Here is a 12,584-nt window from a genome sequence, read left to right as displayed (position 1 = left end):
GTTCTTTACAACGCGTCAGTGGACGTCTCAAAATATTCTTGACAGCAGAATAAAGAGCCTCAACAATCAAGCTGGCACTTTTTTCAACCGCCTTTATTTTCGAAAAAATGCCGTTGGTGAGCTTGTGAGGAGGGGGCGGTCGCAACATGCGATCTGTTAGCTTTTCGAACTGCTCGTGGTAGTGACATGAGTTACAGGGGAAGTTGGTATGGCAACCGGTACGGTCAAGTGGTTCAACGACGCGAAGGGTTTCGGATTCATCACGCCGGATGAAGGCGGCGAGGATCTGTTCGCTCACTTTTCGGCCATCCAGATGAATGGCTTCAAGACCCTCAAAGAAGGTCAGAAGGTGAGCTTCGAGGTCGTGCAAGGCCCGAAGGGTAAGCAGGCATCGAACATTCAGGCAGCGGCCTGATCTGTTCGGTACCTGTACCTGAGAAAGAAACCCGGCTTCGGCCGGGTTTCTTTTTGGGCAAACACCCGGGCGCGTTAGACGATTCATTCGATACCGCGTCCGCCCGCTTTCAGGCGGATTTCACCATGCGTGCGCTAGATCACGCGCAGCGTGCCCATCATGCCGAGGTCCTCGTGCTCGAGGATGTGGCAATGGAACATGCGCTCGCCCGCGGCGTGCTGCACGGTCGCGATCCGCACGCTTTCCCCCGGCTGCACATTGACGGTATCGCGCCATGCGAGATACGGCTCGTCCGCGCGCACGCCGCCCGTCTCGCGCGAGAGCACCTGGAACTGCGTGCCGTGCAGATGGAACGGATGGTCCATGTCCGTGTGGTTCGCAATCGTCCACTGCTCGACTTCGCCTCGGCGGCTCGTGAGCGTGATGCGCGCGGGATCGTATGTCTCACCGTTGATCATGAATTGCATGCCTTGGGGCATCCCCGATTTTGATGCACCTGGCTGGTGCATCGCGTGCATGTCCATGGCCTCGCTGAACACCACCGATTTCTGCGGCAGCGATGACGCGAGCGAGCCGTCCGGCGCCAACGGCGCAAGCGCGCGCAATTGGGCAGGCAGCGCCGGCGCCTCGCCACGCGGCGCGAATTGCACCTGAGCCAGCGCGACCGCTGGCGTGGGCGGCAGGCTGCCGTGCGACATCGCCATCTTGCGCCGGTCGTACTGCGCGACCATCAGGCGTGCACGCGAGGCGCTCCGCCCGGCGCGCACGATCAGCTCGGCGCGCTCGCCGGGCGCGAGCAGCAGCGAGGTCACTCCCTCGCGCGGCGCGGCAAGCAGGCCGCCATCGGTGCCAATGTGCATAAACGTGCGGCCGTCATCGAATGCGAGTTGCACATAGCGCGCGCTGCTGCCGTTCCAGACGCGCCAGCGCTCGTCGCGCACGACTTCGATGCGCGGCTCGCGCGCGCCGTTCACGAGCACGAACTGGCCTTCGCGGCCGTTCATCCAGTCCATCATGCCGTTCGCGGGAATCGTGCCGTCGGCGGCAAGCTTGAGGTCGGAGACGAACAGGTGACGCTCGGGCCAGGCGGCGAGCGGATCGTCGGCGGCACGCACGACGATCGGGCCCGCGAGCCCGCGAAACACCTGCTCGGACGCAAGCATGTGCGGATGCGGGTGATACCAGTAGGTGCCGGCACTGCCCTCGGGCAGCGTGAACCGATAGACGCGTTCGGCGCCCGGCGCCACGAGATTCATCGGATTGCCGTCCTGATCGGGCGGCACGGGCAGGCCATGCCAGTGGATCGTGGACGGTTGCGGCAGCCGGTTGACGAAGCGGATCTCGAGCGTGTCGCCTTCGCGCACGTCGATCATCGGGCCGATCCCGGGGCCCGCCTCGTCACCCTTCCCGGCTGTGCCCGCATCGTATTGCCAGAAGGTGGTCGGCGCCTGGCCAGCGAGCAATGGCCGCGCGACGGGCCGGGCGATCAGTGTCGCGCGGAAATGCCCCGCTTCGCGGCTCTCGTTCGCGAGCGTGCGCAGCGCAGCCAGCGGCGCGCCGGCGGGCAAAGCGTCGGCAGCCGCAAGCGGTGCCTGCGCGTGCAGCATGGCGCCGGGCATCGCGCCCATCTCCCCCATGCCGGACATGCCATGCATCGCATGCCCGCTCTCCTGGGCCCATACCGGGCGCGCGAACAGCGACGCCGTAGCGGCGCTCAACGCGCCGGACAAAAAAGTTCTGCGTTTCATCGATGAAATCCTCAAACACACCTGACGACGCGACGCGCGATGACAGCGCGACGCGCGTGCGGCGATTGGCTTCGCGTGCGCATCATTGCGCGACGAAGCCCCTCGGGCATGCATCGGGCCGACTCCGTCAAGACACGGAGTGCCCGCGTTCAGACGATCGGAGGCGGTAACGGAGGTGCGTGGGTGATACCGGCGCGCAATGCGCTGGCAAGAGCAAAACGTGGAGAACGCCCGGGCAGGCCTGCACCGATGCGCGTTCCGGCAGGCGACGCGCCGCAATGCACGCAGCAACCCACGGCACAACCGCTCGCATGGCCAATGCAGCCGCTGTGCGAGCCGGTGTGTTCCGTGGCGCCGCAATGATCGCCCGCCACGACGATCGGGTGCGCGGCAAGCGGAACAGGCGACAAGCCGGCACCTCGCTGCATGGACTCGCATGCGCTCGCGCCACTCATGGCGAAGAGCGCAAGCAGCCCAACGAGGAGGAGACGACACAGGACAGTCATGCTTGGCGAAGCGGCGAAGGAACTCAATTGATGCACATCATGATAGCGCACAGTCGCTTCGTGACGCGCGCCAGATCGTACTGCGGCCGCGAGTACGACAAGGAAACCGCGAGACGTGCTCGATAAGATCGTTGCGGGCTCGCCGGCCTGAAGAAGTGCCATGCAAGTGCCATGTTCCGGCGAGCGCTGCCCATACAAAAACGGAGCATCACTAATCATGTCACTGAAATCCGTACGCGTTGCCACGCTTCTTGCTGCTCTGCTCGTTGCCGCCTGCTCGACCACCCTCACGAATTCCCCCACTTCCGCCACCAGCGAAGCGTCTTCGCGTGCACAACTCGAACAGGCGGCCCGCAAAGCCTTGAATACGCTTTACGAGACCACGCCGGCCGCAAAAGCGCTTGGGTCGAAGTCCGCCGGCATCCTGGTCTTCCCCAGTGTCCTGAAGGCGGGTTTCCTGCTCGGCGGCTCGGGCGGCAACGGCGTGCTGTTCTCGGCTCAAGGCGAAGTTCTGGGCTATTACAACTCCAGCACGCTCTCGTGGGGTCTGCAGGCAGGCGCCCAAGACTTTTCCGAAGCCATGTTCCTGACGACGCCTCAATCGATGCAGTACCTCAATAGCTCCGAAGGCTGGTCGGTCGGCGTCGGGCCGAGCGTCGTCGTTGCCGATTCGGGCATGGCCACGGACTTCAGCACCACCACCGCACGCTCCGACGTCTACGCGTTCATTTACGGGCAATCCGGCATCATGGCCGGACTCGGCGTACAAGGGCAGAAAATTACGCGCCTCAGCGATTAAGCATTCGCCGCGCCGGGACTCGGATCATGCCGCACACTGGATTTCGCAAGTAACACCATCTCAATAAATTCGCAGTTCGAATCAATTCAAGATAGATGTTCGACAAGCAGAAATGAAAAACCCCGACAGCCTTTTCGGACTGTCGGGGTTTGGGTCGTCTCTGGTGCGAACGTGCTGCGATTCGCTTACATATTGTCGATCATCACCTGCCCGAAAGCCGAGCACGACACCTGCGTCGCCCCTTCCATGAGCCGCGCGAAGTCATACGTCACGCGCTTTTGCAGGATCGACTTCTCCATCGAAGCGATGATGAGATCCGCCGCCTCCGTCCAGCCGAGGTGGCGCAGCATCATCTCCGCCGAAAGAATCTCGGAGCCCGGATTCACGTAATCCTTGCCCGCATACTTGGGCGCCGTGCCGTGCGTCGCTTCGAACATCGCCACCGAATCCGACATATTCGCGCCCGGCGCGATGCCGATGCCGCCCACTTGCGCCGCCAGCGCGTCGGAGATGTAGTCGCCGTTCAGATTCAGCGTGGCGATCACGTCATACTCGGCCGGACGCAGCAGGATCTGCTGGAGGAACGCATCGGCGATCACGTCCTTGATCACGATGTCGCCACCCGTCTTCGGATTCTTGATCTTCATCCACGGGCCGCCGTCGATGAGCTCCGCCGCGAATTCCTTTTGCGCGAGCGCATAGCCGTAGTCGCGGAACGCGCCTTCGGTGAACTTCATGATGTTGCCCTTGTGCACGAGCGTCACCGAGCGGCGCTCGTTGTCGATCGCGTACTGGATCGCCTTGCGCACGAGCCGCTCCGTGCCTTCGCGCGAGACCGGCTTGATCCCCAAGCCCGAGCTCTCCGGGAAGCGGATTTTCGAGACGCCCATCTCTTCGCGCAGAAACTTGATGATCTTCTTCGCGCCTTCCGACTCCGCCGGCCACTCGATACCCGCGTAGATGTCTTCCGAGTTCTCGCGGAAGATCACCATGTTGACCTTCTCGGGTGCGCGCACCGGCGAAGGCACGCCCTTGAAGTACTGCACCGGACGCAGGCACACGTAGAGGTCGAGTTGCTGGCGCAGCGCCACGTTCAGCGAACGGATGCCGCCGCCCACCGGCGTCGTGAGCGGGCCCTTGATCGACACGACGTATTCCTTCACCGCTTCGAGCGTCTCTTCGGGCAGCCAGACGTCCGGGCCGTACACGCGCGTGGCCTTCTCGCCCGCGTAGATCTCCATCCAGTGAATCTTGCGCTTGCCCGCGTAGGCCTTCTGGACCGCCGCATCGACCACCTTGAGCATGACCGGCGTGATATCGACGCCGGTGCCGTCACCCTCGATGTACGGGATGATCGGCTGATCGGAGACATTGAGCGAGAAATCCGGATTGACGGTGATCTTCTCACCGCTAGCCGGGACCTTGATGTGCTGATACGGCATGATCAACTCCAGTAGAGGGATCGGTCTGTCGACCGCGATTTGAATCGAAAACGGTTGCGCCGGCTGCGGGCCCGATCCGGACAGACTCGAACGGGTACGATTGCCGTGCGTGCGTGCCGAAGCGGCACGGCCGGCCGCGCTGCTTCGAATTCTCGTGCGTCTACCGTGCGGCGCTTTCACGCATCCCGCGTAGCATGAAACCTGCGGTCCTGCATGCGGCGGGCGGCGCCAGGGTCTGGACGTTATTCTAGCCCACGCCCCGAACGCACGTGCCACCGCCTCGGCGACGCGCTCTTGCTGCGCCGCAGCGCGCGCACGGCGGCGGCGGGCAGGCTCATGACCCGCCCCCTGGGCCATTCCATAATCGGTATCCGATGCTCGATGTCTTATATCTTATATAAGACTCGAGACTCACCGCGGCTCATTATGCATTAATATCGCGACGCGCTCCCGTTCCCGCCTTTTACCCGTCCATACGCTTGCTCTATCCGCCATGCGCTTGATCGCCCTCAATAAACCGTTCGGCACGATTTGCCAGTTCTCGCCGCACGAAACACGCCAGTCGCTTGCGGACTGGGTCAAGACGCCGGGCGTCTATCCGGCTGGCCGTCTCGATGCGGACAGCGAAGGCCTGTTGCTGCTCACCGACGACGGCTCCCTGCAAGCGCGCATCGCCGAACCACGGCGCAAGCTCGTGAAGCGCTACTGGGCGCAGGTCGAAGGCGCGCCGGGCGTTGATGCGCTGGCCGCGCTCGAGCGCGGCGTCGATCTCGGCGACTTCGTGACGCAGCCGTGCCGTGCGAAAAAAATCGCCGATGCCGACGCCGATCTCCTGTGGCCGCGCACACCGCCCATTCGCTACCGCGCGGCGATTCCGACCACGTGGATCGAGCTGGCCATCAGCGAAGGCAAGAACCGCCAGGTCCGGCGCATGACCGCAGCAGTGGGATTTCCGACCTTGCGTCTCGTGCGCGTCGCGATCGGCTCGCTCGATATTTTTTCGCTGGGCCTCGCACCCGGTGCGAGTGTCGAAGTGCCCACCGATGCGCCCTGGCGTCGCGCGACGCCCACGCGCAGCGCGCACAAGTGACTGTTGCGCAAGCACTTTTCCTTCTTTCACGCCCTGCTGCACGCATCGCACTCGTGCGGGATGTGTTTGCGTTGTCATGCGGATTGAGCGCGTGACGAAGCAAATAAAAATTTCGCGTCAACCGGTACGCGAAACCATGCGTTATTTCACGCAGATGCCGCCGAAGCTATCCGGCATTCAGCCTTCCGGGTCCTCGTGTAGCAATGCACGGTCCCGACCGCTGGCAGACACGTTCGCGAATTTGTTCTGAATTTGTCGATCGAGACTGTCAACCGAAAGGTGGATGGCACGTTTACCGACCTGACTCCAATAACCGGGTCACTTGGTTAATTAACTCAAGCTGAGGATTCACAAAATGAACAAACTGATCGCTGCTCTGGTCGCTGGCCTCTTCGCATCGGCTGCATTCGCACAAGCTTCGGCTCCGGAAGCTGCTCCGGCAGCTGCGACGGCAGCAGCTCCGGCTGCTGCTTCGACGGCACACAAGTCGTCGACGCACAAGAAGTCGTCGCACAAGAAGTCGTCGCACAAGAAGGCAGCTAAGGCTGAAGCCGCTTCGGCAGCTTCGGAGTAAGCCTGTTGTAAAGCGCTTCGAAGAACGGCCCATCGTGCCGATCTTCACTGCGTGCGAAAGGCAGAGTGTCGCAAGGCGCTCTGCCTTTTTGTTTTTGCCTCCCCCCATTCAGCGTCGAACGCGCCCTGCGCCGCGGCAACGCCCCAGCATCGCGTCACGCATCGTCCGCCTGTTGCCGCAAGTTTTGACCCACGCTGACGCACTCGCGTAACATGCGCGGATTATTCTCAAGCAAGGAGTTCACTCGTGCGATTTTCCCTGCGCCCGCTCATCGCGCGTTGCGCGCTTGCCGTCGCTTTGCCGCTTGCCGCCGTCGCGGCCCTCACGTTGACGACGGCCGCCACCAGCAGCGTCGCGCATGCCCAGCAAATGCCCCCCGGCGCCAAGCAGCCCGGCGACTTTCCGCACCTGAAACTCACCGCTGGCATGTTCGTCATCGACGCCAGCGTCGCCGCCAATGACGCCGACCGCGAACAAGGCCTCATGTATCGCACGCAGCTCGCGCCGAACGAAGGCATGCTGTTCGTGTTCGGCGAGAACGCCGTGCACTGCTTCTGGATGAAGAACACGCTGATCCCGCTGTCGATCGCCTTCATGCGCGCCGACGGCACGATCACCGACATCGACGAAATGCAGGCCGAAACGACCAACAACCACTGCCCGCGCAATAACGGCACCTATGCGCTCGAAATGAGCAAGGGCTGGTTCACTGCGAAGGGCATCCAGCCTGGCATGAAGATCGAAGGCCTGCCGCCGCTGCAGTAAGCGCGCGGGCAAGTGCGACTCGCCGCCGCCGGGCGGCAGTCGTGCCGCAGTGCAACTGCCCCGCGCAGCGCTTTCCCGCTCCCGCCCCACCCCGCCTGCCCGCGCCGCGGCGCCCCGGCAAGACGCGTTTTCGCGCGCCGGCGCTCGTCCAGCAAAAGCGCCGCGCAAGCGCTATCCTAGTAATCCGCCGCGCGTCGGCGCCTGCTCGAAGCACTCTGAAACACCCCGAGCACGCCGCCGCGCGGGCTGCCGGGCCGCGTGCAGGCCGCGCCGCGCGCCGCCCGGCACTTTCCATGGCGCGTTATTCCAAGGAGATCACCGTGCCTCGCAAGACTCCCATCGAGCGCTATCGCAACATCGGGATCAGCGCTCACATCGATGCCGGCAAAACCACGACAACCGAGCGCATCCTTTTCTACACCGGCGTGAATCACAAGCTGGGTGAAGTTCACGACGGCGCGGCGACCATGGACTGGATGGAGCAGGAGCAGGAACGCGGCATCACCATTACTTCGGCTGCGACCACCGCGTTCTGGAAGGGCATGGCCGGCAATTATCCCGAGCACCGCATCAACATCATCGACACCCCGGGACACGTCGACTTCACCATCGAAGTCGAGCGCTCCATGCGCGTGCTCGACGGCGCCTGCATGGTGTACGACTCCGTGGGCGGCGTGCAGCCGCAGTCGGAAACCGTGTGGCGCCAGGCGAACAAGTACAAGGTGCCGCGCATTGCGTTCGTCAACAAGATGGACCGCATCGGCGCGGACTTTTTCCGCGTGCAGCGGCAGATCGGCGAGCGCCTGAAGGGCGTGGCCGTGCCCATCCAGATTCCGGTGGGCGCCGAAGACCACTTCCAGGGCGTGGTCGACCTCGTGAAGATGAAGGCGATCGTCTGGGACGACGAGAGCCAGGGCGTGAAGTTCGCGTACGAGGAGATCCCCGCGAATCTGGTCGAGCTCGCGCACGAGTGGCGCGAAAAGATGGTCGAAGCCGCCGCTGAAGCCGACGAAACGCTGCTCGAGAAGTATCTGCACGACCACGAGAGCCTGACCGAAGAGGAAATCAAGGCCGGGCTGCGCAAGCGCACGATCGCCAACGAGATCGTGCCGATGCTCTGTGGCAGCGCGTTCAAGAACAAGGGCGTGCAGGCGATGCTCGACGCCGTGATCGACTATCTGCCCTCGCCCGTGGACATCCCCGCGATTCTGGGCCACGACCTCCACGACAAGGAAATCGAGCGTCACCCGAGCGACGAGGAGCCATTCTCGGCGCTCGCGTTCAAGATCATGACCGACCCGTTCGTCGGCCAGTTGATCTTCTTCCGCGTCTATTCGGGTGTCGTGAATTCGGGCGACACGGTGCTCAACGCCACGAAGGACAAGCGCGAGCGCCTCGGACGCATCCTGCAGATGCACGCGAACGAGCGCAAGGAAATCAAGGAAGTGCGCGCGGGCGACATCGCGGCGGCGGTGGGCCTGAAGGAGGCCACGACGGGCGACACGCTCTGCGATCCGGCGCACGCCATCGTGCTCGAAAAGATGATCTTCCCCGAGCCCGTGATCTCGCAGGCCGTGGAGCCCAAGACCAAGGCCGACCAGGAAAAGATGGGCATTGCGCTGAACCGCCTCGCGCAGGAAGATCCGTCGTTCCGCGTGCAGACCGACGAGGAATCCGGCCAGACCATCATTTCGGGCATGGGCGAGCTGCACCTCGAAATTCTCGTCGATCGCATGAAGCGCGAGTTCGGCGTGGAAGCAACCGTCGGCAAGCCGCAGGTCGCGTATCGCGAGACCGTGAAGAACAAAGTCGAGGATGTCGAAGGCAAGTTCGTCAAGCAGTCGGGCGGACGCGGCCAGTACGGGCACGCGGTCATCACGCTCGAGCCGCAGCCGCCGGGCAAGGGCTACGAGTTCGTCGACGCCATCAAGGGCGGCGTGATTCCGCGCGAGTTCATCCCGGCCGTGGACAAGGGCATTCAGGAGACGCTCAAGGCCGGCGTGCTCGCGGGCTACCCCGTGGTCGACACCAAGGTCACGCTCACGTTCGGCTCGTACCACGACGTGGACTCGAACGAAAACGCCTTCCGCATGGCCGGCTCGATGGCCTTCAAGGAAGCGATGCGCAAGGCCAAGCCGATTCTGCTCGAGCCGATGATGGCCGTCGAAGTGGAGACGCCCGAGGACTTCATGGGCAACGTGATGGGCGACCTCTCGAGCCGCCGCGGCATCGTGCAGGGCATGGAGGACATCGCGGGCGGCGGCGGCAAGATCGTGCGCGCCGAAGTGCCGCTCTCGGAGATGTTCGGCTACTCCACCTCGCTGCGCTCGCTCACCCAGGGCCGCGCCACCTACACGATGGAGTTCAAGCACTACGCCGAAACACCGCAGAACGTGGCCGAAGCGGTCATCAACGCGAAGAAGCAGTAAGCCCTCCGCGCAGGCCTCGCATGCATGCGAGGCCTGCACGCCGGTTAGCTCGAAGCCCGTCCCGCCAGGGGCGGGCTTTTTTCATGCGCGCTGCGGCAGGTTGCTGATTGCTCGCTCACACGAGCGATGCACGCCTGAGCGAGCGGCGCCATATTGACCGTGCCACAATATTGCGACCCCGCTGTGCAGCCGCAGCCCACGAAAGGAGACACCGCGATGAGTCACGACCATGAGCACGATCACGATCATGAGCACGCGCACGAAGACAAGCCCGATTGGCGCGAGAACGGCGTCAAGGTGATTCGCGGCGACCAGCTCGACACGAACACGGCGCAAACGCCCGGCATGAACCGCGCCGCCGCCATCAATGCGGCGCGCGTGGGCGCACAGAAAATCTGGGCCGGCACCGTGACGATCCATCCGAACGCGAAGACGGGCGCGCATCATCACGGCGCGCTCGAAAGCGTGATTTACGTGGTGCGCGGCCACGCGCGCATGCGCTGGGGCGAGCACCTCGAATTCACCGCGGAAGCCGGCCCCGGCGATTTCATCTTCGTGCCGCCCTACGTGCCGCACCAGGAGATCAACGCGAGCACCGACGAGCCGCTCGAATGCGTGCTCGTGCGCAGCGACAACGAAGCCGTGGTCGTGAACCTGAACATCGACGCCGTTGAAGCGCCGGAAACGGTTTATTGGGTCGATCCGATCCATCGCCATCCGCACGAGCATTGATTCGCCATCATCGACCATAGCGCATGACGTTTCCCCCCCGCCCTGCGCGGGATCGCGTGTTCGCTAAAGCCTCAAAACATCCGCACTGGCGTATGGCGCACGCGCTCGCACCTGCAACTCGCCGCGTTCGCACGCAACCCGGTACAACCCGTGCTACGGCCATCTGGCCGAACATGGCCGAAAGCGCCTAAACTGGACGCTACTCGTCGTCTGCCGTACCGCATGCCGCTGTCGCAGCCGCCTCCATGGCGGCCGCGCCCCTCCACGGAACCGCACGGAAACCCGCGCCGATGAAACGTCAGCCGCCCTCGCCGCCTAGCCCTGTCACGCGTTCGTCGCTCTCCTCGCAAGAGCCGCAGTCGACGCCATCCCCTCGCTCGGCTGGCTTGCTCCAGTCGGCCCAAGCGTCCTCCTCGGCTGCCGCGCGCGGCGTCGATGCGCTGCGCCGCGACGCTGGCGACTACGGCAACCACGCCATCGACGAATTCCTCGCCGGCCGCCTCACGCGCCGCGAGTTGCTGCGCTATGCCGGCGTGCTCGGGCTTTCGAGCCTCGCGCTCGCGGGCGGCGGCCTCGTCGCGCCACGCAGCGCGCGCGCTCAAGGCACATCGGGCGCTTCCAGGCCCGGCAGTCAGACCATCCGCGTCGCGCACCTGATGCCGGCGGGCGCGGTCGACCCGCTCACGGTGACCGACGCGGGCGCGCTGTGCCTCTTGAACCAGACAGGCGAGTTCCTCGCCAACGACGACGCCAACGGCCAACTGCAGCCGGCGCTCGCGCTCTCGTGGCAGCCCAACGCGAAGGCCGACGTCTGGACCTTCAAGCTGCGCCCCGGCGTGCAATTTCACGACGGCCAGGCGTTCGGCGCGAAAGACGTGGTGGCCACGTTCGACCGGCTCGCCGATCCGGCAAGCGGCTCGGCGGCGCTCTCGGTGCTCAAGGGCGTGCTCTCGAAGGGCGGCACGAAGCTGGTCGACGAGCATACCGTCGCGTTCCATCTCGACGCGCCCAACGGCAACTTCCCCTACTACGTTTCTTCGGACAACTACAACGCCGTGCTGCTGCCCGCGAATTACGCGGGCAATTACGAAAAGAGCTTTATCGGTACCGGGCCGTTCAAACTGGAGCGCTACGAGACGCGGCGCGGCGCGAGCTTCGTGCGCAACGACGCCTACTGGGGCGAGAAAGCGCTGCCCGAGCGCGTGCAGTTCGCGTTCTACGCCGACGAGCAGGCGCAAATCCTCGCGCTGCAGGGCCATCAGGCCGATGTGATGGGCACCTTCACCGTGCAGGGCGGCATCGGCATCCTGAACAATCCCGACTTCAAGGTGACAGGCGTGCGCTCGAGCGCGCATCGTCAGATCCACATGCGCAACGACGTGCCCACGTTCAAGGACAAGCGCGTGCGCCAGGCGCTCGCGCTCGCGCTCGATCGCGACGTGATGGTGCGCGGGCTCTTCAAGGGCCGCGCGGTGCTCGGCAACGACAGCCCGTTTGCGCCCATCTTCCCTTCGACGGCAGGCACCGTGCCGCAGCGCAAGATCGATCTGGCCAAGGCACGCCAGTTGCTCGCGCAGGCGGGCGTCGCCAATGGCTTCGACGTCACGCTCACGACCGAGAAGTACATGGAGATTCCCGATCTCGCCGTGGTCGTGCAAAACGCGGCGAAGGCGATCGGCGTGCGCATCGCGCTGAAGGTGGAGAGCCAGTCGCAGTACTACGGCGCCGGCACGTACGGCAAATCGGACTGGCTCGACTCGCCGCTCGGGATCACGGACTATGGTCATCGCGGCGTGCCCAACGTGTTCCTCAATGCGCCGTTCACGAGCGGCGGCACGTGGAATGCGGCGCACTTTCGCAATGCGCAGTACGACAAACTGGTCGCGCAGTTCGCGGCGACGCTCGACGTGGCCGCGCAAAAGCAGGTGGCCGCGCAGATCCAGACGCTGCTGCTCGACGAGACGCCCGTGATCATTCCGTACTTCTACGACCAGTTGATCGCGCAGCGCACCGCGCTTTCGGGCGTGCACTTCACGGCGCTCGCGCAGCTTTATTTCGACCGCGCCACGCTCGCGGCGTAAGCG

At 64.1% G+C, this 12,584-nt stretch carries 11 protein-coding genes; 9 read left to right on the top strand and 2 right to left on the bottom strand.

The window, feature by feature from the left end:
- Positions 1 to 208: 208 nt before the first annotated feature.
- Positions 209 to 415: a cold shock domain-containing protein CspD gene (gene cspD, locus BO1_RS26830; RefSeq protein WP_017776809.1), complete on the top strand. Its 207-nt coding sequence runs from the start codon at positions 209 to 211 to the stop codon at positions 413 to 415.
- A 134-nt stretch (positions 416 to 549) separates the two neighbouring features.
- Here the strand turns inward: cspD and BO1_RS26825 are convergent, their stop codons facing one another.
- Entirely contained in the window at positions 550 to 2,163 is a 1,614-nt protein-coding gene (locus BO1_RS26825; protein WP_028220201.1) for a multicopper oxidase family protein, read from the bottom strand.
- Between the two features lie 278 nt (positions 2,164 to 2,441).
- On the opposite strand from BO1_RS26825, the gene BO1_RS59445 reads away from it, so the two are divergent.
- Entirely contained in the window at positions 2,442 to 2,795 is a 354-nt protein-coding gene (locus BO1_RS59445; RefSeq protein WP_156992412.1) for a hypothetical protein, read from the top strand.
- Between the two features lie 91 nt (positions 2,796 to 2,886).
- The gene (locus tag BO1_RS26815; protein ID WP_028220200.1) at positions 2,887 to 3,468 is read left to right on the top strand and encodes a lipid-binding SYLF domain-containing protein; all 582 of its coding nucleotides are present in this window, start codon (positions 2,887 to 2,889) and stop codon (positions 3,466 to 3,468) included.
- Positions 3,469 to 3,653: 185 nt separating this feature from the next.
- On the opposite strand, the gene icd is transcribed toward BO1_RS26815, so the two are convergent.
- Entirely contained in the window at positions 3,654 to 4,910 is a 1,257-nt protein-coding gene (gene icd / locus BO1_RS26810; RefSeq protein WP_028220199.1) for an NADP-dependent isocitrate dehydrogenase, read from the bottom strand.
- Positions 4,911 to 5,403: 493 nt separating this feature from the next.
- Here icd and BO1_RS26805 point away from each other — a divergent pair, with 493 nt between their 5' ends.
- The 6 genes from BO1_RS26805 (at position 5,404) to BO1_RS26785 (ending at position 12,581) form a co-directional block, all read left to right on the top strand.
- Positions 5,404 to 6,000 carry a pseudouridine synthase gene (locus BO1_RS26805; RefSeq protein WP_028220198.1) on the top strand — a complete coding sequence of 199 codons (597 nt, stop codon included), beginning with the start codon at positions 5,404 to 5,406 and terminating at the stop codon, positions 5,998 to 6,000.
- A gap of 355 nt (positions 6,001 to 6,355) precedes the next feature.
- Positions 6,356 to 6,574 carry a hypothetical protein gene (locus tag BO1_RS57955; protein WP_084688206.1) on the top strand — a complete coding sequence of 73 codons (219 nt, stop codon included), beginning with the start codon at positions 6,356 to 6,358 and terminating at the stop codon, positions 6,572 to 6,574.
- 246 nt (positions 6,575 to 6,820) lie between these two features.
- Positions 6,821 to 7,339: a DUF192 domain-containing protein gene (locus tag BO1_RS26800; protein WP_028220197.1), complete on the top strand. Its 519-nt coding sequence runs from the start codon at positions 6,821 to 6,823 to the stop codon at positions 7,337 to 7,339.
- Positions 7,340 to 7,659: 320 nt separating this feature from the next.
- Positions 7,660 to 9,768, top strand: coding sequence for an elongation factor G (gene fusA / locus BO1_RS26795; protein ID WP_028220196.1), 2,109 nt, complete (start codon positions 7,660 to 7,662; stop codon positions 9,766 to 9,768).
- A 216-nt stretch (positions 9,769 to 9,984) separates the two neighbouring features.
- On the top strand, positions 9,985 to 10,500 hold the full coding sequence (locus BO1_RS26790) for a cupin domain-containing protein (protein ID WP_028220195.1): 516 nt from the start codon (positions 9,985 to 9,987) through the stop codon (positions 10,498 to 10,500).
- 290 nt (positions 10,501 to 10,790) lie between these two features.
- A complete protein-coding gene (locus BO1_RS26785) occupies positions 10,791 to 12,581 on the top strand; it encodes an ABC transporter substrate-binding protein (protein WP_084688205.1) in 1,791 nt (596 codons plus the stop codon).
- The last annotated feature ends 3 nt before the right edge of the window (positions 12,582 to 12,584 follow it).

The sequence above is a fragment of the Paraburkholderia oxyphila NBRC 105797 genome, from assembly GCF_000685075.1.
GTDB classification, from domain to species: Bacteria; Pseudomonadota; Gammaproteobacteria; order Burkholderiales; family Burkholderiaceae; genus Paraburkholderia; species Paraburkholderia oxyphila.
This window is presented reverse-complemented; position numbering and strand designations above follow the sequence as displayed.